Genomic DNA, 23,140 nt, shown 5'->3' on the forward strand with positions numbered 1-23,140 from the left:
TATCTTCCTCCATATTGAGATGCTGAAAAGGACTAGAGAACGGTTGCAAGAGGGTGAAGAAAAATTCAGATTTTGTTCACCATTCAGGAAAGTTCCACCATAGCTAGTGGAGCATTAGGAAGAGAATTAGCATAACAGGGGTGATAAAGAAGTATAAATGAAGGTCTTTGTAAACATCTGAGGACGGAACATTTGCCGAATATAGAAAAAAGAACCCACGAATGCACAGGCGTAAGCGCCCTGAATCCGCAGGTACTCTGGGCTTGACTGGGTTTTGATTTAGCTTTTACATGTTTACTTTTGTGAAGGGGAAGTTAACGGGTTGTGAAATGGCATCTCTCCCTAACCATTAAACCCATTAAACCGCCGAAGCATAGTGGTGAAACGTTCCAGTTCCTCATCATTCCATCTCGATATGCGTTCATAAAAAGTTGACTCCTTCTCCTTGAGCGCACCCACCGTCGATTGTTGACCAAGCTCCGTCAAAGACAACAAAACGCCGCGTCGATCTTCGGGGTCCGGCTCCTTGCTTACATACCCTGCCTTCTCAAGTTGTTTAATCAGACGGCTTACCGAACTGCGGTCCATAGCCGTCGCTTCTGCCAAAGCTGCTGCGCTTGTAGGACCGTAAGAGTACAACCACCGCACCAGATGAAAAGCGGCAGGCTGCATAGTCGCATCAAAACGCTCGGCAGATCGGACATTAAGCGCATGCGAGGCACTAATTAGTGCATGGATCTGCTCACCAAGTGCCAGTTCCAGAGTTTCTCTATCTTTGGTTTTAACCGGGTTTTCACTCATTATTGTTGTTCCCCCTCTCCTCGATACATCAAAACAGGATTTTGAATATATAGTTGACAAATATCAATTAAATTATATAGTTGATTTATGTCCATTATATAATTCGACCCTATTCGTGTCAAAAGGAGACCTCATTATGAAAACAACACAACCCATTATTGTAATTACCGGAGCAACAAGTGGACTAGGGCAGCTTGCCGCCATTGAACTTGCCAAACGCGGTGCACATCTTGTGCTCACAGCCAGAAGCGAAGAACGCGCCGAGACGACCAGAAACAAAATCAGGGAGATCGCACCATCCACCAAGATCCGTGTTTTCTTCGGAGACCTATCCTTACTGAGCGATGTCAAACGTATGGGGCTTGAAATTGCAGCTGCTTATCCGCGTATCGATGTTCTTTTGAATAACGCGGGACTTCATGCTTTTGAACAGAGAGTCACTTCCGAAGGGTTTGCCGAGATGATGACCGTAAACTATTTGGCACCTTGGCTGCTAACACACACATTGCATTCTTCCCTGATTCGGGCAGGCCACGCCCGAGTCGTCAATGTTGCCTCTGAAGCCTCGCGGAATCACGGCAAACTGGTGCTGCCCGATGATTTGACGGATACCGATCCCTTTACTGCACGCGGCTCCTCTGCCATCTATGGCAAAACTAAACTGCTCAATATTATGTTTACTGGCGAACTTGCCCGTAAATGGGAAGGAACAGGAATCCGAGTGAATGCTTTGAATCCAGGTTTTAATGTTACGGGTCTTGGTCGGAAGTTGTGGTTTGCGAGTGTGCTTGAGCGCATTTTAACCTTTTTACACATCGGCGACCCACGGCGGGGTGCGGACATTATGACCCGGTTGGCTGTGGAGCCGAATTTCGGAGAAGTTACGGGAGGGTATTTCAATGTTGGAAGCGGGGCTTCCATTACTCCTGTGTATCCGGGTGGGGATGCTGGAATGGAAAACAAGCTGTGGAAGGTTACGACACAATTACTGGAGCAACGCAGTCTGTTGAAATAATCGAAAATAGAAAAAGCCTTTCAGATCATATCTGAAAGACTTCCACCTCTTGCCGATCCACCCTCAACCAAACCGACCACTGATATAATCCTGCGTACGCGAATCGACGGGCTCGGCAAACATATCTTGGGTCGCAGAGTATTCCACGACCTCTCCATTCAGGAAAAACACCGTCTGCTGGGAGACCCGAGCGGCTTGCTGCATATTGTGTGTGACCATCACAATGGTATAACGTTCCTTCAACTCATGAGCCAACTCTTCGATCTTGAAGGTGGAGACGGGATCAAGCGATGCCGTAGCCTCATCCATCAGCAGAATGTCCGGCTCCACTGCCAGTGCCCGTGCGATGCAGAGGCGCTGCTGTTGTCCTCCGGACAGACTTAACGCGGAACGCTTCAGGTTATCCTTTACTTCATCCCACAGGACAGCAGAACGCAGGCTCTGTTCCACGACTTCATCCAGCTTCTTTTTGCCATGAATGCCATGTTGTCGTGGGCCGAAGGCCACATTATCGTAGATGGATTTCGGAAAGGGATTTGGCTGCTGAAAAACCATACCGATCTTCTTGCGAATGGTCTCCACATGCACTTCGCCGCTGTAGATATCCGTCCCCCATACGGCCACTTTACCATCGATGCGTGTTCCGGGTATCCGGTCATTCATGCGGTTGAGGGTCCGCAGCAGCGTCGATTTCCCACAGCCGGACGGTCCGATAAAAGCAGTAATGGCCCGCTCCGGAATTTCAATGGAAACATCCTTAAGCGCCTGAAACTGACCGTAATATAAATTCAATTGGTTGATCTCAATGATTGGCTGCACAATAGTTCCTCCCGGTGTTGAAATTGATCTTGTTACTGGATCATTCTGATCTATCAGGCTCGATTTTTGCGTGCATTCAGCCACAGTGGCACACGGAACAGAACATTAATGAGCAAGGCCACAAAGATCAGTACAGCCGTTGTCTTTTGCGCAATCTCCTCGGCATCTGGAACAATCGCTTCGGATTGGATGTACCACAGATGTACCGCAAGGGTTCCTCCCGGCGATAGCAAATTGAAGTCCCACATTTCCCCGGAAGTAGACACCCCTGCGGTCAGAATAATGACGGCACTCTCACCAAATGCCCGACCTGCTGTGAGGCAAATACCTGTCATGATTCCGTTTATAGCTACCGGCAGCAATACATTACGGATCGTCTGCAAATGGGTAGAGCCAAGGGCAAAGGACGCATTACGAAGTTCAACGGGAACCGCCCGTACTGATTCCTCGGTTACCCTAGTCAGCACAGGCAGATTCAGAAAGGCAAGGCTGACGGCGGCTCCCAGAATGGTAAGACCAATTTCGAAGAACTCCACAAACAAGGCAATACCAAACAATCCAAAGATGAGGGATGGAACAGATGACAGTCCCTCCACGCAAATTCGTACGATCTCCATAAGTTTGTTGTTTGGAGCAAATTCCGCCAGATAAATCCCGGCCGCCATGCCAATGGGAATGGAGATCAGGAGGGATAGGATTAGCACATAGAACGAGTTGAACAGCGCCGGCCCAATCCCTCCTCCTTCTTCAATCTCGCTTGGAACACCATATAGAAAGTCCCAGCTCAGCAAGGGCAGCCCTTTTTCCAGAAGAAGAAATAACAGTCCAACAATGAATAAAATGACGACAATCCCTACACCCCATACCATGCCCGTAAAAATCCGGTCCATCAGCGTGGATGCACCTCTGCGTTTGCCGAACGAATAGGCGGGGACAGCGTTCGCCTGCTTCTTCATACTCATGAGTAGCGTCCCCCTTTCTTCTGAAGCATTCTTACAGCTACAATCATCAAGATGGAAATGGCAAGCAGGATAAAGCCCATCATGTATAGCCCGTGATTCCAGGTGGAATCGAATTCGACACTTGAGATTTGCATAACGATATTACTTGTCAGCACCGCTGTTGGCGTAAACAGACTGTTAGCGAGCTGCGCCGTATTGCCGATGACCATCACCACCGCCATCGTTTCTCCAATGGCACGAGTCATCCCGAGAATGACGGCGTACATGATTCCGCCTCTTGCAGCAGGCAAGACCACACGAGTTATGGTTTGGAATCGGTTTGTACCCAGCGCATAAGCTGCATCCCGGTATTTGTTCGGCACAGCAGATATGGCATCATCACTGATCCGGCTAATGGTAGGCAGCACCATAATCGTCAGAACGATGGACGCTGCGAGCAAACCGTCCGCCAGATCATGTCCACTGATATCCCTAAGCCAGGGGATGAGAATCGTCAGTCCCAAGAAACCGTATACCACAGAAGGAATCCCCACCAATAGATCCAATACGGGTCGCAAAATATGGCGAAGCCATTTTGGCGTCATTTCGGCCAGAAACACGGCAATAATGACGGAGATTGGAATAGAAAACAGCATCGTGAGCCCCGTCAGTGCCAGCGTTCCCAGAATAAAGGTCAGTGCACCGTAATGCTCATTTTCCGGGTCCCAGTTGGTAGAGAAAAAGAATTCGCTGAGCGAAACATCCGCAAAGGTCAGAACGCCCGTACGAAGCATAAGGACCAGAATGCATAACAGAACGAGACAAACGAACAATGTACTGCCAATACAGACCATGCGAAACAGTTTATTGGACCATCTTAAACGCGCCTTACGGTCAAACCGGGTTCCCGATCCGGGAGCCTTGCCGATGCTTGAACCAAGCTCACTCGGAGCAGGGCTGTTCGAAGATGGATTCAAATCGATCATGAAGGGCTCTTCCTTTCACATAGAGAAGCCAGCTTGGCGACCGTGCGCAGAAGCTGGCTATCCCTTTCCTTATGAAATGCGAGAATGATAAACGTTCGCAGCTTTCGTTATTTAACGGCAGCAAGCGGAATGAATTTCAGTTTTTTCAGGGAACCGTTCTGGAACTTGCTGCTTTGGATATACTCGATGAACGCTTTGGTTGCTCCCGTAGGCTGACCTTTGGTCATGTAATATCCAATGCCCCATACTTTGTATGTTTTGTTCAGGACGTTTTTCTCTGTTGGTGCCACGCCATTGATGGATACAGCCTTCATTTTGCTAGTCACGTACGGAAGGTCAATATAACCAATTGCATTTGGTGTTGTTTCAATGGTTGTTTTCATATCACCGCTGGAGCCAACCTCTTTGTAGTTGTCCCCTTTGCTCATGAAATCCTTGCCATCCAGAGCTTTTTGTTGGAAGTTAACCCGTGTACCGGAACCAAATTTACGGTTAACCACAACGATGTTGGCATCCGATCCGCCGACTTCCTTCCAGTTGGTCACTTTGCCGGAGAAGATGTCCTGCAGTTGTTTTGTTGTCAGATTGCTTACACCCACATTGGTATTAACGACAGCCGTGAAGACTGTTACAGCTACCGGATTGGCTACCAAGCCATCAAATTTTTTGAAGCCAGGTACATCTTTGGATGCATCCCAGTCTACAGCGCCAATGTCCGCGATCCCTTTACGAACGGATTGAGGACCTGTGATGGAACCTGCTGCAGAAGCCGAGATTTTAACTTTTGGATTATCTTTTTTGAATTCGCTGGCAGCTTGAAGTGTCAGCGGAAGCAATGCCGAGGAACCGTTAATGACAATTTTACCTTTCTCTGTGCTCTTGGCAGCTGATGCTGTCGTTGCGCCACCAAGTCCACCAATCAGAGATACAGCCATAAGCATTGCTGTGAAGGGTTTGATCCATTTTTTCATGTTAATTAAACTCCTCTCGAATTAAAAAGCTTGTGATCATATTTGATATCAAATATTACTTTGTAACGGCTCTCCAGCTTCCGCCAGCTTGTACCAGAACACGGCCGTTCTCAACCACAGAGATTTGTGATCCGGCAACCGCGATGGATGATACATCGGAAGATACCGTGTACAGCTTGGTTTGTTTTCCGGTTACCGGGTCGATTGAAAGGATCACGCTGTTGCTGTCATCCTGAGCCGCCAGTACATACAATATGCCACCCGACAGAATAGCTTGTTCTACATCGTACTCGGTGTACACCGGCGTAGACTTTTGGGATGAATCCACAGACAGCAATGATGCTTTACCGTCTTCGGAAGGTACACTCACGTAGTAGGCTTTTTGTCCATCAGCAGACCATACAAATACCTTGTCGTCGGTTGAAGTTGTGAGCTTCACAGCCTCTGGTTTTGAATCTGCTGTGTTATACGAAAATATTTGCTGTTGATTGGATGAGAAATCAATGGAGACATTGTCTTCATCCACATTCGTTGTATCCGAAGTTACGGTACCAAGGGTGGTTACGGTATAGATGAATTTCTTGCCGTCAGCAGAGACATTCAGGTTTTCCTTATAGTCCACCTTGTCTTCGACCACTTTCGTAATCGCGCCATCTGCCAGATTCAGCTTGGCAATCACGGACCCTTTATCCCCTTGCAGGAAGTAGATTGCACTCCCGTCAGCAGACCATACCAATTCAGGCTTGATGCTGTTGTCGCTCGTGATCAGTTTGGAAGCCTTGGTCTTCAGATCAATAACATAAACGGCTCCTTCGGCATTCGTGTAAGCCGCTTGATCACCACTTGGCGAAATAACGAGATCCGATCCACCGTCTGTCGTTAACAACAACTCATATTTGCCGCTTGTTGTATTCACGAGATAATCGTTTCTGCCATTGTTGTCACTCTTGGAGACAATCAGCTTATCCGCTCCGGCAAAACGAGGATTCTCGACTTCATCGATCAAGGATACCGTACTGATCTCAAGCAGTCCGTTTCGCTTGACAATCGTACCGCCAACGCCCGACACCAGTGGACGAAGAGCGATGTAACTTGTACCACCGATGATGGTGACCGGTTGATTCAAATTCACTTTGACGTCATCTACAACGATTTGTTTGCTATTGTTTTGGAGCGTCACGCTGTGATCATTCAGCTTGATCACCGTCGTTCCGCTATGTACTTCGGCTTGTGCACCGATGGCTTTGATCACATCACGAAGGGAAACGAGTGTCTCGCCATTTTTAACGATGGAACGAACGACGACGCTGTTACCGTTTATTGTAAGCGTGGAATTTTGCACCTGAGCTGCATTAGCCGCAGGTTTCACTGCAGGAGCAGCCGATACTGCACTAACCACAGAAGTACCTAACACTGTTGCTACCATGGACACCACTAACACCTTTTTCATTGACATTGGCTCTTGTCACCCTTCTCTGTTCCATTTAGATTGCCTTGTTTTGTCATGCCCTGCTGTCTGGTATTCTGCATGTATCGTCTTTATGAGAGCTTGTCCGGCTCATCCCCCCAAACTTCCACGTTCATAGTAAAAATGACCTATCACGATTGTAATTATAGGAGTGATTTGTAAACGGGAAATCCTGGAATTGTTAACGAATTGTCAATGTTTTCATAAACACAAAAAGAGTCGATGGAATATGATCCATGACTCGTTTTTTTGAGAGTTAAAATGCGGCTCCAGTATCAGAACATTTCCATTCTTCAGACCTCAATCTGTTCATATAACTGTCTCGTGACAAGGGAGGGCTGAATGTTAAGCTCGGTCAATCTTTCTTTGAGATTGCGATAGATCCGCAACACATGATCGTGTTTGCCCATGTACAAGTACGCCTGCATGGCACGACGATAGGCTTCTTCTTCATATGGCGATTGACTGATTGCACGTTCTGCTGCCTCTGCTGCTTTTCTGCCGTTATGGGAATCCAGATATTTCTCGGAAAGCTTCAGATTAAGCTCCAGTGAAAATTGCTCCAGCCGATGACTTAGCTCCACTATCCATGGGTAATCCTCCTGAGGTAACAGTTCGTCTTGATACAAATGTAAGGTTTGCTCGATTAGAGATATCGGCATATCTACTTCCTGCTCCATCCTGAACGAAATGTCCAGAAAATCATATACGTCTGCTCTGATCCGTTCCTTATCCAGGATATAGTGCTCACTTTTATATCTCAACAAATGTTCAATACCCATGTTACGTAAGTTTTTCCGTAACAGGCTCACACAGGTGTGCAAATAAATTTTGGCTTTCTCATAAGGTTCATCAGGCCATAACTTCTCGATAATGCGATCCCGGTGAACTGCACTTGTCGCAGGGTTATTCAGCAGCAAATAGGCAAAAAGCTCCTTCTCTTTGGCTGTTCGCCACATCATCGTCTTTCCATTAGTAATTGCAACACGGAAAGTTCCAAGCAATTGGACAAATAACTTGTCCGTATTATCCGTGTTGACGACAACGGGCTCCGAGGGTCTGTTCTTTTCCTTTGTCAATCGCTCAATGGTCCGTGACAAGCGCTCCATCTCGATCGGTTTGAGCAGGTAATCCAATGCTTCATGTTCGAAAGCGGCCACAGCATACTGATCATAGGCAGTCGTGAACACGATCAAGGCATCCGGTTCCACCTCGTGTATGTTTGCCGCCAACTCCAATCCGCTCATTCCTGGCATCTCAATATCCAGAAACCAGATGTCCGGGTGAATGTTCCGAAGTGCAGCAAGCGCATCGAAGCCATTTGCCGCACGCCCTGCGACGTGTACTTTACCTGTTCGGGCAAGGAACATTTCGAGCATATTCAAAGCATGCGGCTCGTCGTCCACCAAATAGGCCTGCAACACGGTACGTCCCCCTCTGTTTTAGTTATCAGCATTGTGCATAATTCGTAATTCGATTCCTACCGCTCTCGGGTAAAAAATAGAGACGAACAAAATCATTTCGATCTATATCTTTCTGATTGGAAGACGCTAGGGGATTGATGCAAAATGCTCTCAATATTGATATGGAAATCTAATGGTCACCTTGGTACCTACACCTTGTTCACTCTCGATCACAGGCGCTTGTCCATTCATATGTTTCAGTCGTCTCTGTACATTTTGCAGGCCAATGCCTTGTTCTGCATGACTTCTGTTCATCATAAAAGCAACCTGCTTACCAGACATGCCAACACCATCATCCTCAACCACCACCTGAACGCTATCCTCATATCTTCGAATGAACAAGTGGACGGTTCCGCCGTCAATCTTCTTGGATACGCCATGTCGAATGGCGTTTTCCACCAGCGGTTCGATCAGGAGCGGCATGACTTTACAGGAAGATAACGAGCTGTCCACGTCCAGTTTAACCTGAAGTCGTGAACCAAATCGCTCCTGCTCTATCTCCACATAGGCTCGAATTAACTCCATCTCTTTACTAAGCGGAATCAACTCCTCCGTGTTATCCAGATGGAAGAGTATACGCAGATAACGACTGAAGCTGCCTAGCAATTCCCCGGCTCTCGGTCCATCCGTAAAACATAACGACATGATGGTGCCTAGTGCATTATATAGAAAATGCGGCTTAATCTGTGAACGCAGAAAGGCCATCTCGTTATTCGCCGCTTCTTTCACCAGTTGCTTCATGCCAAGCAAGGTATGTATCCGGACAAGAATTTCGCCAGCATCCAGTGGACGGGTAATAAAATCATTGCCGCCGGCCTGAATGCACGCCTCGATATCTGCTGGTGTACTGCGCATGTTAATAAACAGAATTGGTAAATCTACCTGACTGAACTCCATCCGAACCTGCTTGCACAGCTCATACCCGGTCACCTCAGGCAGCATGGCGTCGACAATCACAAGATCGGGCAACTTCCCACCAGCCAGAGCAGTCCGAACCTTGACATCAGAGTCTGCGAAGCTCAGATGAAAGCCTTCTGTAGTAAGCAATGTATTTAATTGTTCCATATCTACGAGATCAGATGTCGCAATTAATACGTGGGCTGAAATCACGCTTCCCACCTTTTTCTCCTCCTTCCCATCAGTCTCCTGTGTTGCGGCTATCTCCGCCAAATTTTCCATATTGGTGCTAGCTGCACAAGGAAGCTCAATCATGATTGATGCAGCTTCATCGTTCATCACGAGTTTCCCTCTCATTGCACCGACCATTTCCGCTGCAACAGCAACCCCCGCTGCAAGCTCATCCGCTTGCTGTAGACCAGGGTCTGCACCCTGACTATGTCCAGTACTCCGATCTGAATCGGCTTCCATACGAAGAATAATTCGCACATGATCCAGATGCCTTTCGCACGCCAGTACCAGCTTACCATTATGATGTTGTCCCATCATGTGGTAGACCAGGTTATACAGCACTTGCAGCAGCCTGCTCTCATCCGCCATGACGTAGCGTGCTTCAGGCTCCAGCCTGCGAATCATAACAATGCTTTTGCCAGAAGCCAAAAATCCTAGCACTTCCGTAACCAGTGAAAGGCAGGATACCAAATCAACGCTCCCCATGGAGAGCTTTATGCTGCCATCCCTGAATCTGGATATATCGATCAGATCATTGACCAGATTGGACATCCGGTAAGCCGTATTGCGGATAAGCTGAAGCTTGCCCCGGATCTCCGATTCATTGGTACGTCTCAGTGACGTTGTCAGAAGGGAACGGGACAGATGAATAATGCTATGGAGCGGCGAGTTTAACTCATGCGAAGTCAGCAGCAAGAACTCATCCTTGGCTTTGTCCGACAGTTGAAGTTGATGGGTCAGTTGCTGCATTGAAGCATATGCCTGCGTGTATTGATAGATCAGTAACATGGCAAAGACACACAAAATCACAAGTGTAGTACAGTTCAGCAGCACCTGGCTGATCGGGTACCATGTCACAATGATTCCAAGCACATAATTGACCAGCATAAGCCAGATGCAGATGATCAGCAATTGCGCCTGGGAGCGCCTCCGGTTACCGTACCTTGCCCGAACATACTGATGTATAATAACCATGAAAGCCACTGCATAGGCACACAGATTAATCGCGTACATACTCTCCTGAATATAGGAGTAGACACGAAATGGTGCCAGCGCAATAAATGCCAGATAGACAGTCAGTACCATGCTGGGTACCTGAAGCCACCTTTTTAACACGGGCGCGAGATCAGGAGTAAGTCTCCAGGTAATCATGCTGACAATCACAGACACTCCGTATACCGATATGTATTTCAATTTATACGCCAACTCAAAAGGAATGTCTGGCAGCAGCTGCAACAGCAAACGCTCCCCATTGGTCACTACCGTCAAGGCAAAACCGATGAAGAACAGCGCATACAACAGCTGATTTCCATCCCGATGCAGGCGAACATACAGATACAGAAACAACAATCCAAAGATCACCACAACGCCTATAATCAATAGCTCAAGTCCGGATTGAATGATCGTTCTTGCTTCCATGTGACTGCCTGCTCCCAGATCCATCGAATTATAGATGCCGCCACTACGAAAATCAAAATTGGCTACCTGCAGCACAACTTCAATCTCTGTACGTTCAGGGTGAAAATAGATCGTATAAGGTTCATTGCGCGGTACGTACGATGTGGCAGATGTTCCCGGCTGACCGGAACGACTCATCAACTTGCCATCCACATACATCGCATCCGCGAAGCGAACATAACGTTTGGCAATGGCCAGCATTTCATCTTGCGGCACATTTCGCACAATCAAGCGGTAGGTTCCATAACTTTTGCCTTTCATGGGATATCCATGACTGTTTCTCTCGTCGTCCCAATTACCTGGCACTTGCATCATGACAGGTTTATTATGCGTGCTATGAATCTGCTGTGGTGAGAGCAACTGTTCCGGATAGAACTCCCACTCTCCATCCAGCGGTATGACGGATTGGCTCGTCCACTCCATACCTGCCAAGTCCAGAATGCCCTGCCTGGCCACAGGCTTTTCGTGTCCACCTGAGATCTTCCATGTAACCACTAGCGCAAGCAGCAGGGTCATGAGTCCGATCCCTAACATAAATCGATCCGTTCTGATGACTGTCATCTCTCTTTCTCCAGTAAACGTCTGTCTTGCAGCATAGCGTTATTTTCCCACTCACACCTGAAGCTGTCCATCCTTTTTGCAAACCACAATGTAACGATGAAAAAAAGGCATCCGCAGATGCCTCCTGGACTTCATCTGATGCTGCTTGTCCCCAGTTGAAGAGGGGCAAGCAGCATCAGCACTCACCATTTTAATTCTGAGATGCAGCCTGAATTGCGCCGTAAGCCCAATGACCCACAGGTACATCCTTCCATCTCGATGCACCGGACAGATCAGGCTCGATCTTCACCAAACGATTCAGCAAAGTAACGGCCTCCGCTCGTGTCACAGCATCGTTCGGACGGAATGCTCCGTCTTGCGACACACTCATGATCCCTGCTGCCAATACACGCTGAACTGCTTCGCGTGCCCAGTGCTGTGTAAGATCCGCAGCTTCATTTGGCACAGCCGTTGTTGCTGCAGTTGCTTCTGCATCTACATCTGCAGCTGATTCCTGGGTTTTCAAAATTCGCTCAATAATGACAGCCATCTCGGCTCGTGTAATGGAACGCCCTGGCATGAAATCCCCGGCAACATTGCCACGCATGTAACCTGCCGCAGTAGCCTTTGTAATCGCTTCGCGTGCCCATTCAGCAACCGGCATGTCCCGATATGATGTATTGAGCGCAACCTCGTCGCTGCCAGACGGCAGTATCCGAGACAATAAGGCAGCCATTTCAGCACGCTGAACGGCTTGATTCGGTCTGAACGTGCCATCCGCATAACCTTGAATGTAGGCTGATGTATTGCTGCCATTCATGAGAACAATGGAAAATGTGCTGAACTTGGTGACTTCAAACTCAATTCCCGGTTGATCTGTTCCATTAAACTTAACGATTTTCCCCTTAACGAGCTCCTTCGTTCCATCGCTATGTTCAATAAATACTTGCAGCTTGTCCAGTTCCTTCTGCGTCAGGTTCATATCTCTGATGGGCAGCACAACCGTCACTGGACGACTGCTCATATTCGTCTCGATGGTCATTGGACGACCTATCAAGCGGAAATCAGCGGTATTGGTTGACTGTTTGACGAATAATGGATCTTTGTGGATACGTTGCTCTACCACTTCACGTCCTGCTGCATCCTTGATCGGCACAAGGTGGAAGTATACTTCCGAGTCCAGTCCCTGTAAAGTATTCGGCGAAAGTTGCAGGGATGCGTTATCCGTTTCAATATACAGATTCATCTTCTCGTCTGCCATCAGTGAAGCAGACTTGGCAGGCAGCTTCACATTCAGCTCGGATACCTCGTCCTTCTCATCCGGAATCAGGATTCGGGCAATATTCGAACCGGCCTTCTTCAGGCTTGCAATTGCACGAGAAGTCTGCTCGGCAGTTAGATTCACCTCGTCTTTTTTGCGTCCATCTGCCCCAGTTGTTCTTTCAATCGTTGTTGCCGAGACAACGGCAGTTGCATTCCGCTCATTGGTCACATTTACGGTAATCTTCTCGGAAGTGCTTGCAGGCGTGGATGGTGTTGACGAACCACCGGATGAACTTCCTGAACCGGACGAACCCGGATTGGATGGCGTTGTTGGCGTTGTTGGTGTTGTTGGCTCACCAACGACCGTGATATCGCCTGATACTGCCTGTTTCATCATTTCAATCCCATCGGTATCCGTCACGGTGAAGTTTTCGAGTAGCGTCTCGTTGACGAACTGCACCGGATACACACCTGCGACAGCACTGGAGGTGATCTTGAATTCAATATTGAACAACGTTTGGTAGTTCTCGGATGCTGGAATAGGACTCAGTCCTCCATTTTCATCACTCCAGCCCACGATAAGCGATCCTGTCTCATTATTCGCATGATGTCGTATTCCCGGACTGCCTGTAACATCAGTCACCTGCAAAGCTGCAGGGTTGAACTTCAGACGTACCCCATAAGAGCCAATCGGTTGAGAAAGCACCGCCGTATCAACCGTTAGCGTTACCTGGTCACCTGCTTTTCCTTCTTCTGATCCGATATAGACAACACCATACCCAACCGGCTTCTCATCGGCCAGCACAGTAACTTGCCCATTTTCCCCAGTCACCTGAAACGGATCATATTCCACTACCAATGCGCCCGTATGCAAAGTTACTGAACTTGGACCGGTAGTCGCATTCTCCTTGATTTTGAAATGAAGGGAATATAATGCCGCAGATTCCTGAATGAAATTTTGTGTCGTCATGATCACTGAAATATACCCTGGAGCAGACGTATCTTCAGTCAGGCTGACCCCCTGATAATTTTCATAGGCTTGGCGGTTTACAACCTCGTCCCCTTCAACGAGTTCAAGTACAGCCGAATCATAGGCAAAGGACAATTCAGAGTGAAAAAAAGAAAATTCTGAGCCTTTTGAATCATAGGATACAGGTACTTCGACGATGTCTCCTGGTTTACCGGATACTTGACCAATATGAATTACAGGATCTACACTGGCCTGTGCCTGAGGAAGCCACGAAAAGATCATGGAGACCATAAGCAGCGCAGCCAGAATAGCCTTGATGGATCGTTTCGATTTTGCTGAAATTAAAGATGAGTTATGATGTGACAAAGTATTCACCCCTTCCTAGTTTTATGAGTTGATCCCCAAGTAAACGCCCATAATCAGCGCTGAATCCTTCGCATCCAGTACACCATCATCATTCATGTCCAAAGCTTCAATCTGACCCGGTGTTAACGTGATTAAACCTTTGATATATTTATTCACCAATAAGGCATCTGCAGGTGTAATCACACCGTCTCCATTCGCATCACCTTTAATTCGCAGCATGATCGTTACCGTTGCTTCTTCGGAGAAATCACGGCCATCCTTCGCCTGCCAATTGAACGTAACTTTTTCTCCCACCGTTGGAGCTATAAATTTCAGGTGAGCCAATTCAGTGACAGGAATCACTTGATTTTGCGTTACGTCTGTATCATTCAACTGTAACTTGCCACTCAAGGGCAAGGAAGTAATACGAATATCAGACAACGGTTCCCCATCGGCATCGGCAAAGTTATATTCAAAATCCTGCTTTGAAAAGATAACGGGCTGCCCTACCTTTATCGTTTTTGAGAACGAGCTCACGGTCGGGATCTGATTAATGTCCCACGCAAGTTCCAGAATTCGATTAAAGGTTCCGTTTGGATTGAATACAACAATCCGGTCATCCGCTGTATCCGCCATATAGACTTCCCCACCCGGACCAACCGCAATTGGGTTCCCTGCACGAATTGGATGTTCTGGGCTTGAACTTAACCACGGGCTCAGTACAGGCCGATTAGTATAGGTCGCTCCTTCGTAGCTTGTCCGCATAATTTGATCGTCGGTCACAACGTATAATAGCTTGTTTGCTGAATCTGCGGCCAAATCTCCGTAATTAATTGAATTGTTAAAAATATTGGTTATATCCTGAAGGATAACCCCTCCTGATTGGGTATACCACCTTGACTTATTGTCTCCTCGTATCACACTAGAATTTTCTGTGTAACCTCCACTGCCTCCGCTCGTTCCTGAACCATCTAAATAAATGGTGGATAACCAAACAGAGCTCTGTGGATCATTTCCATTCTTACCATATGAGCTATAAGCCATGATCAGATTATTCTTATTATTTTGCTCAATCATAGCCATACTTTTTATGTACGGTTGCTTCGCATCATCTGCAGCAGGTTGAAGTGAAAATTTGGACATCACATCGATGTATGGCGAGTGCACTGTACCGTCGGGGTTAAAAATATGTACCTTGGCCGCTGCTCCTGATTCCGCTGCATAGATTAAACCATTGGGTTCTACGGTGGCAGCCGTCAGATGGTTGACCACCATGGTGGATAAAACCACACCTCCCGCTGTTGCACGGATGACACGATCGTTCCCGCTGTCTGCGATTAGCATTTCGGTTTTCCCATCAGCCGTTTTATAGAACTCAATGTCCTTAGGTTGACTTAGCGAAATAGGAACCGCAGCAGCCAGTGCCGATGAAGATGGAAAACTCACGCTTGTGAGTAATGTAATGACAAGGGCAAGTACACTCCATTGTGTAAAATTCACTCTTACATCTTTTCCAGTATATAGATTCAAATGGTCTCCTCCTTAACCTTTCTAATTACGTACTATTTCAATATACATAGCAGTTCTTAACAATCACTGAAAACTTAAGAAGCAAAAGAATAGGAAGGAAGCCCTATTTCTTCATATAAAAACGATAGGAATTAACGGAAAATCCGTTTATCCCTATCGCTAATGTTTTTTCATATAAAATTAGATATGCCAATGCAACTGATTGCTTCGTTTTACCTAACGAAAAGTTTCATCAACACATTAAAAATCGGATTCACAATATAACCTGTCGGATGGATCGAATACCTCTTACCCGAGTTTAGGCTATTGATCTTCTCCATTTCCTCAGCCGACAGCTTAAAATCAAAGATTTCACTATTCTCTCTGATCCGCTTTGGATTGGATGATTTGGGAATCAGGATAACGCCCCGTTCCAGGTGCCAACGCAAAATCACTTGAGCCACCGTCTTATGGTGATGATCAGCGATTCCCTTCAATACCGGATGCTGCAATAACACTTTATTCCCCTGTCCCAACGGACCCCACGCCTCATGCAAAATCTGATGTTGATTCATATAGGCACGCAGTTCGTTCTGCGGAAATTCCGGGTGCGTCTCGATCTGGTTGATCATCGGCAAGATTTTCGCATGCTTCCTTAATTCTTCCAGATGCTGAATCTCAAAGTTCGCGACCCCGATGACTCTGATCTTGCCCTCCTCATATAATTCCTCCATGGCTTTCCACGTTTCGATATACTTGGGCGAAGCAAAATGGATTAAATACATATCGAGGTAATCGACACCCAGCTTGTTTATCGTTTTCTGGAAAGCTTTCTGGGTCGCTTCATAGCCATGATCCGTATTCCAGACTTTCGACGTGATGAAGAATTGCTCGCGCGGAATTGGACTATGCCGGATTTCTGCTCCCAGCGCTTTCTCATTCCCATAGATCCGGGCAGTATCAAAATGTCGGTACCCGACCTGAATGGCCTCGCGAGTCGCTGTTGTAAATTCTGCTTCTTTCGTTATTTTGTAAACCCCAAAACCCAGTTGAGGAATGGGAACCCCGTTTCTGGCTTCAATCACTTTAGTATGCAAATTCATTTTGATTGCTCCTCTCAAAATAACGAAACATACTTGATATTTCTTATATCTAGTTTAGTCCAAAAAAAGAGGTTAACCCTTTCTTTCTTCATGAAACAGATCGGTTAACCGTATGTCTTTTAAATAATTCTGCATGGCGATCTCCGTGCCATCAAGATGGTGAATAATCTTTTGTTTCACGTCGTCCACATCTTGTCCCTGGAGTGTTACATCGGTATGAACTTTAAACAAGTCTTTGCCGGGTTCAACCGCCAGGAATACATCCAGCATCGTGATTTCCGATAACGGCTGAGCAAGCAAGATGCCGCCCTTGGCACCTTCTTTAGCCATCGTCAGTTTGGCGTTATTCAGGTTGCGAATGACTTTTACTGTCGTAGGAACCGGAATATTTAGCTGCTCCGATATCAACTTGGTGGACAAATAATTCGAACAGTTCTCCTCGGATAGAGCGTGAATATAGAGCAGAATCGAGATTCCCTGTGATAAGGCTGTAGAGTATGCCATAGCATTCATCCTAACTATTTCTTTTCTAAATATACTATATATCTTTTATGTTTAGTTAGCAACTATCAGCCTACTCCCACTCTACCCTCGATTTCATCGCTGCATATTTACTGGGAGTGATACCTACAGCAGCCTTGAAAGACCGACTGAACAGATGAATACTCGAAAAGCCAACCTCCTCGGCAATCCGGGTTAAATTATGTGTTCCTTCAATAATTCTTTTCTGGGCCTGCTCTATTCGGATATGTGTCACATATTTGTGAAGGGTAATGCCCAGCTTGCTTTTGAACAAATGCGATAAATGGTTCGTCGATACACCGACATATCTACTGATGGCAACATTATTTAATTGAGGATCGGCGTAGCATTCATGAATATAACGAATCGACTTTTCAATGAATGCCCATCCCTTGGTCATGTTCCCCTCTTGGTCCTGATCAGCGGATTGATTTTTGAAAAACAGATGCAGCAACTCCAAACATATGGATTTCGTGATTAAAGAAGATCCTCCCCGCTTTTCCTGAAACTCCTTATGCATGAGCGCAAATCTCTTTTTCCATTCGATTCGATCGGCTAACTGCAAATGAGATATTGGGCGTATGGAAGCCAGCATCATTTCCCTATCCGCCAGATCGGGACTTTCACGATGAGCTGCACTCGTATTCTTCAATAAACTACGCTCTTCCTCATAGTACAGATCAAAATGAAAAATATACTGAATCAATGGCTGCGTGGAGGTGGACCGAATGATATGAGACATGAATGGATGCATCAGCACAATGTCGCCTTCTTTGACCAGGTATTTCACGCCACTCAAGAAGAACTCCGCTTCCCCTTGTTCGATGTAGGTATACACATGATCGTGGTCTATCCATTCCCCTGCCAAAGAAAATGATTCCGTCACTCTTGCCGCTCTTACGAATGGCGAAATGCTGTTCATCCATGCCTCATACACATGTATTCCTCCCCGCTGACTTCTCACTGATCCGGTTATATTGTCGCAAACACTTTATCGAAGCCCGCCTTGGACTTGGCAAACAATTCACTTGAATCGACGGTTGGCGTTGGTGCCAGCACCTCTTGAGATACAACGCCATTGTATCCAATGGTCTTCAGGTTCTTCAAGAATCCCTGCAGATCAATTACTCCCTCGCCAGGGTATAAACGCTCATGATCCAGCAATTCTTCAATGGGCAGATCATAAGCATCATTGATATGAACATGGACAATCTGTTCCTTCTTAAGATCCAACACCTCTTCGATCTTTAATCCATTTGTATGCCAATGATAGGAATCCACCAATAAACCTACATTCGGAGCATGAATTGTTTCGATCCAGTCAAGCGTATCCTCCACACTCCAAATGAATGGATTCTTCCATTGAGTGCGCAGATGATGGCAACCCACAAACTCCAGGCCCAGTCGAATTCCATAAGCGTCCAGAATATCTGCACACAATCTCAATCGTTTGGTAGCTGCCGCCATAAATGATGCTGCTGGCTGATCTGTGGAAGGTAAAATATAGGTACAACAGCTGTAACAGTTCAATGCAGCAGAGGCTTCTGCCATTTGAACCAGCGATTGAAGTCCTTCACGAAACTGTTCATCTGTGGTTCTCCAGTCTACGGTCAGATCGGATGAACCGATGATCACCTGATTGCTTTCCAGCAGGTGTATAGCCTGTTCCTTGCCAACCTCTTCAATCAATGAGAGCGGATTCAAATCTACAGACTGAAATCCGTATTTTGCAGCATTCGTAATATATTGTTCATTGGACTCGATGTTCCCCAAGCCTGCTCTTGTTAACCCTCTAATCATCCCAATCTCCTCCTAGGACCAGTCAAACAGTACACCGTTATACTGGTCTTTATTCATTCTCAGGCCCTCGTATGCTTCCTGCGCTTGATCCGGCTTCATCACATGACTGATCAATGGTTCGATATGCAGCTTGTTCTTTAACATCAGTTCAAATACAATGTTCGAATTTCTCACCAGGGAATGCTTCACGAATTCGTTCGGCTCAACCGGGAAGCGCCATTCATGTGCCCCCTTAAACGTAATGCAGCCTCGTCCATACAGGTGGCAGTAGTTCAATATATCGGTGACATCCGTGTTATATTCGCCTCGTGGACTGCCCAGGAAAATAATCTCTCCCAGCTTCCCGATCCACTCCAGACTCTGAACACCTACACTGGGTACACCCGTCGCCTCAATATGAGTGGATACCCCTGCTCCATTCGTTAGGGCATGTATCTTTTCTTTTACTTTATCTTCTCCGCCATGGAGCGTATAGTCAACCCCACATGTCTGGGCAGTTCGAATTCGTTCTGGTGAGAGGTCCACGCCAATCACAGTTGCCCCTTGAAGGCGTGCCAATTGAGCCGCCAGATTCCCTACCAATCCAAGCCCCGTCACGCCAACAACATCCCCAAGTTCAATATTGGATACACGAACGGAGGTGAATGCCACGGTTGCCATACGGGTGAAGGGAACCCACTTCAAATCCAAGTGCTCAGGTACCTTGATGAACACATGATCTGTGGATACCACTTGATATTCAGCATGTTGACCATAATGGAACACAGCGTCCCCGGGCTGAACATCGTGTACACCCTGTCCCACCTCGATCACTTCACTTACACTTGCATACCCCGGACATACGGGGAGCTTGGCCCACTCTTCTTTTCCCGATAACATGGCCAACTCCGTTCCCGGACTGATGAGGGAATAGATCAATTTTACCAATACGTCCTTCTCCCCTAGAGCTGGCAAAATAAAATCCTCTTCTACCGTTTCCACTTGCAGCGGACGAGCAAACATGATCTTTCTATTCTTCATCACCTTCACTCCTTTCTTATCTTTTCAACTACAATATAAGACTTTTCATTAACATTGTCTTTGATTGCAAAACCGATTTTTTATCTAAAACAACGATTTTAAAACCTTTGTAAGCGAATCCAGCATAAACGTAAAAAGACTCACAAGATCCAATGATCTGTGAGCCTCATATTCAATCCTATTCAGTCGTAGTCTGATACAATGCGGTACACCCGTTAGACGACGGGATATTTCAGGGATATCCAGCCGTCATTGAAACCGGATTGGCCGCATGGTTCCTTTTTTGCTAATTTCACAGCTACACTTGTCACTTCTCAACCGCGAACTACGGCTGCAACCCACGAACCTCAAACTCATAGATTCGGGCTGCCGTATCGCCGCCCTGCGTCGGTTTCAGCACATTCAGCTTCACATAACGAGCCTTGACCAGCGCAATTGCATCCGAGGTTTCGGCTGCGGTATTCCCCTGTACATGAACTACATCAGACCAATTCACGCCATCAGCGCTGACCTGGATCGAATAGTCGCTCGTATTAAAACCAGACCATTCCCCACCGCTCTCCGCATGTTTGATGACAAAACCACTGATCTGATGTTCTTTGCCAAGATCAACCTGCAGCCAATGCGGCTGGTTCCCCAGTGCGCACCACTTGCTGTTGCCCGTCACCTTGCCGTCAATGGCCTTTCCCGCATCTTCAGCAGGTCCGCAGGCATGGTCGGCAGTGGCCGTTTTGCCAAGTGCGACATTTTTGATTCCCGAAGCGCCCTTGCTGACGGTGATCAAAGCTTGCTTCGTTACCGTATCCTGCCCCGAACTGTTGGTAGCTGTAAGCGTCACATTGTACGTGCCTTCCTTGTCATACGTTACCACTGGATTTTGCTCCGTGCTGACAGCCGGACTGCCATTCTCAAAAGTCCAAGACCAGCCTTCCGTCACCTCGGAAGAGAGATCAGTGAAATGCACCTGCTGACCCGGTGTGATCAGGGTTACATCGGCCTTGAATCCTGCTTCCGGCTTAGGATACGCCGGCCATTGGATGGTCACGCTGGCAGCCTGGCCGCGCTCATATTTTGCATTCACTGCCACGACTTTCAGTACAGTTGCCTGTTCCGCGTTGATTCTCTTCATCTCAGGCACATAGAAGACGTTATTGGTGGTCGCACCCACCCAAGTCTCTTTGCCGTCGGGCAGAACACGGTAAATCTCATATTGTTGAACTTCCTTGTCGTTGTCCAACGCGTTCCATTTCAACCTTGCATCACCGTATATACCGCCGCGGAAATCGGATTGGATGACATTCAATGCTTGAACTGCTTCAAGTGGCTTCACTGGATTAGCATTCTTCTGAATGGATATCTGACCAATATGGATGTCATAATCCGATATGATTTCCTTGCTGTCAAAATACAAAGACAATGCCACAATCCGCTTTCCTTTGTAAGGCGTCAGATTCAAGATGTCCGTCGTCCAACCCGATGCCTTTTTGTCTTTTACATCCAAAAAGACGAACTGATCAGGACGGTCTGCAAAAGCCAGGCCAACCTTCATGCTTGGCTTGTTCTGCGTTTTGTACGTGATCGACAGCTTGGTAGCTGGCTCAATCTTCAGATCGGTTTGATACAGCTTCAGGTGGGTTGCATTTGCCGAACTTAGCGTACCCGCTACCTTAAGGGAACTGCCACCATAGTAGGCATCTGACCAATCCAGGGACGGCGTAAGTGCTTTACCCTTACTCTCTGTCAGCCAGCGCCATGTCGGAAGCATATCCTGTAAACTGCGGTTATTCCAACCGCTATCCCGTACCTGCTGGCCATGGACATAGAATTTCTCGCCACTGCCCGTGTTGAAATTGGTTGTGAATGGCAGTTGGTCCACCGGCGATGATTCAACCACATTGTTCGCAATCCCTTTCCAGGCCTGGCTTGTCGCCGTATTGGCCGGGTTGCCGTTCTGCCCTACCCAGAATTTATTTTCACGGGCAAAGAAATCGGTCATGCTGTCCGCGCTGTTGTACGACCAATCCGGTCGATATATGCCTAGGGAAGTCACAGCCGGTTTCCCCTCAGGAAACAGCAAGTTCCATTTCAGACTGGTATCGTATCCTTTCGCTTCCACATCAATACCTGCGAACAGTTCAAATGGTGATCTGCCCAGGCTTTTGGCTTTGGCCGCAGAACTGCCAAGATCATTCCACCAGAAATTCAGGAACATGCTGTCTGATACCTTGTTCCCGTTATCCTGAAGGAACATTGCATTCCGGTCCGTCAGCGCATTTTGCCATGAAATATTGCCTTCCTTCGTCATGGAGTCATACCAGATGATCTCCATACCCGCGGGCTTATGATCCTGAAGATAACGGAGGAATGTCTTCATTAACTGTGCGTCAGTGGCCGTTCCACCTTCAGTCTCCTGGTTGATAAACCAGCCGTCAAAACCGTAATACTCCGCTACCTCAATTAATTTATCCGCGGCAGGGAAGGAGCCATCGCTGTTCTGCTGAAGCATTTGCTTCACCCACTCATATTTGCCACCGTATACGGATGGCGGGAAGAACACTGTGCCCATGATGGGCACTCCGTTCCGGTGTGCCGCATCAATCGTGTCGGCGCTTGGTGGCACAATAATACCTTCTCCCGCCGAGCCACCCCAATATATGAGCTTGTCGACATACTGCCAGTAAGAGAACGTATTTGCGGAAAATGTATCCGATCCCTGCGATGGAACGCCGCTGGTTCCCTGATTCAGTGCAGACAAGGCCATCACTTTGGGATCTTTCGTTGCGTTCGGGTTAACTGCCTCTCCTGTGAATCGGCTCTGGAGCGGAATGGTGCTCCGGTTGAATGCCGCATCCGGGTCGGAAGCTGGATTCCAGTGAAGCAATTGTTCAGGCAGCCAATAGGATGAATAAGGTTGCTTCGCCAAGGCCGCCGAGGAAAGAACAGCGCATACCAATATTACAAATAGGAGACTCGCACCAAGTTTTTTCATACCATACCCTCCAATCCATTTTCGGCAAA

17 protein-coding genes are annotated in these 23,140 nt (G+C 47.2%); 1 reads left to right on the forward strand and 16 read right to left on the reverse strand.

Annotated features, from left to right (window positions below; genetic code table 11):
* Nucleotides 1-342: 342 nt before the first annotated feature.
* A complete protein-coding gene (locus MKY42_RS25010; protein ID WP_339845544.1) occupies nucleotides 343-801 on the reverse strand; it encodes a MarR family transcriptional regulator in 459 nt (152 codons plus the stop codon).
* 136 nt (nucleotides 802-937) lie between these two features.
* Between MKY42_RS25010 and MKY42_RS25015 the strand changes: the two genes are divergently transcribed.
* Nucleotides 938-1,816, forward strand: coding sequence for an SDR family NAD(P)-dependent oxidoreductase (locus MKY42_RS25015; RefSeq protein WP_339845546.1), 879 nt, complete (start codon nucleotides 938-940; stop codon nucleotides 1,814-1,816).
* 63 nt (nucleotides 1,817-1,879) lie between these two features.
* Here MKY42_RS25015 and pstB read toward each other — a convergent pair whose 3' ends face one another.
* The 15 genes from pstB to MKY42_RS25090 all read right to left on the reverse strand — a co-directional run bounded on the left by pstB (nucleotide 1,880) and on the right by MKY42_RS25090 (nucleotide 23,111).
* A complete protein-coding gene (pstB, locus tag MKY42_RS25020) occupies nucleotides 1,880-2,635 on the reverse strand; it encodes a phosphate ABC transporter ATP-binding protein PstB (protein WP_177185852.1) in 756 nt (251 codons plus the stop codon).
* Nucleotides 2,636-2,688: 53 nt separating this feature from the next.
* Nucleotides 2,689-3,597: a phosphate ABC transporter permease PstA gene (gene pstA / locus MKY42_RS25025; RefSeq protein ID WP_109998970.1), complete on the reverse strand. Its 909-nt coding sequence runs from the start codon at nucleotides 3,595-3,597 to the stop codon at nucleotides 2,689-2,691.
* Complete coding sequence (gene pstC, locus MKY42_RS25030; RefSeq protein ID WP_339845551.1) at nucleotides 3,594-4,562, reverse strand: phosphate ABC transporter permease subunit PstC; 969 nt, start codon at nucleotides 4,560-4,562, stop codon at nucleotides 3,594-3,596. Before pstC ends, pstA begins: the two co-directional genes overlap by 4 nt.
* 107 nt (nucleotides 4,563-4,669) lie before the next feature.
* Nucleotides 4,670-5,533, reverse strand: a complete 864-nt coding sequence (locus MKY42_RS25035) for a phosphate ABC transporter substrate-binding protein (RefSeq protein ID WP_063565318.1) — start codon at nucleotides 5,531-5,533, stop codon at nucleotides 4,670-4,672.
* 55 nt (nucleotides 5,534-5,588) lie between these two features.
* The gene (locus MKY42_RS25040) at nucleotides 5,589-6,983 is read right to left on the reverse strand and encodes a stalk domain-containing protein (RefSeq protein ID WP_339845554.1); all 1,395 of its coding nucleotides are present in this window, start codon (nucleotides 6,981-6,983) and stop codon (nucleotides 5,589-5,591) included.
* A gap of 311 nt (nucleotides 6,984-7,294) precedes the next feature.
* On the reverse strand, nucleotides 7,295-8,425 hold the full coding sequence (locus tag MKY42_RS25045) for a response regulator (protein WP_179263408.1): 1,131 nt from the start codon (nucleotides 8,423-8,425) through the stop codon (nucleotides 7,295-7,297).
* A gap of 150 nt (nucleotides 8,426-8,575) precedes the next feature.
* On the reverse strand, nucleotides 8,576-11,611 hold the full coding sequence (locus MKY42_RS25050; protein WP_339845557.1) for a histidine kinase: 3,036 nt from the start codon (nucleotides 11,609-11,611) through the stop codon (nucleotides 8,576-8,578).
* Nucleotides 11,612-11,801: 190 nt separating this feature from the next.
* Nucleotides 11,802-14,189 (reverse strand): S-layer homology domain-containing protein, encoded by a 2,388-nt coding sequence (locus MKY42_RS25055; RefSeq protein ID WP_339845562.1) that lies wholly within the window; start codon nucleotides 14,187-14,189, stop codon nucleotides 11,802-11,804.
* A 21-nt stretch (nucleotides 14,190-14,210) separates the two neighbouring features.
* Nucleotides 14,211-15,698 (reverse strand): dockerin type I domain-containing protein, encoded by a 1,488-nt coding sequence (locus MKY42_RS25060; RefSeq protein WP_339845565.1) that lies wholly within the window; start codon nucleotides 15,696-15,698, stop codon nucleotides 14,211-14,213.
* Between the two features lie 212 nt (nucleotides 15,699-15,910).
* Nucleotides 15,911-16,780, reverse strand: coding sequence for an aldo/keto reductase (locus MKY42_RS25065; RefSeq protein WP_179263402.1), 870 nt, complete (start codon nucleotides 16,778-16,780; stop codon nucleotides 15,911-15,913).
* 72 nt (nucleotides 16,781-16,852) lie between these two features.
* Nucleotides 16,853-17,284, reverse strand: coding sequence for an Rrf2 family transcriptional regulator (locus MKY42_RS25070; protein ID WP_339845570.1), 432 nt, complete (start codon nucleotides 17,282-17,284; stop codon nucleotides 16,853-16,855).
* A 70-nt stretch (nucleotides 17,285-17,354) separates the two neighbouring features.
* The gene (locus tag MKY42_RS25075) at nucleotides 17,355-18,239 is read right to left on the reverse strand and encodes an AraC family transcriptional regulator (RefSeq protein ID WP_179263398.1); all 885 of its coding nucleotides are present in this window, start codon (nucleotides 18,237-18,239) and stop codon (nucleotides 17,355-17,357) included.
* A gap of 35 nt (nucleotides 18,240-18,274) precedes the next feature.
* On the reverse strand, nucleotides 18,275-19,102 hold the full coding sequence (locus MKY42_RS25080) for a sugar phosphate isomerase/epimerase (protein ID WP_179263396.1): 828 nt from the start codon (nucleotides 19,100-19,102) through the stop codon (nucleotides 18,275-18,277).
* Nucleotides 19,103-19,114: 12 nt separating this feature from the next.
* Entirely contained in the window at nucleotides 19,115-20,122 is a 1,008-nt protein-coding gene (locus MKY42_RS25085) for a zinc-binding alcohol dehydrogenase (protein ID WP_179263394.1), read from the reverse strand.
* A 325-nt stretch (nucleotides 20,123-20,447) separates the two neighbouring features.
* The gene (locus tag MKY42_RS25090) at nucleotides 20,448-23,111 is read right to left on the reverse strand and encodes a discoidin domain-containing protein (protein WP_339845576.1); all 2,664 of its coding nucleotides are present in this window, start codon (nucleotides 23,109-23,111) and stop codon (nucleotides 20,448-20,450) included.
* Nucleotides 23,112-23,140 lie beyond the last annotated feature (29 nt).

Origin of the sequence: Paenibacillus sp. FSL W7-1088 (assembly GCF_037969855.1) — a bacterium.
GTDB lineage: Bacteria > Bacillota > Bacilli > Paenibacillales > Paenibacillaceae > Paenibacillus.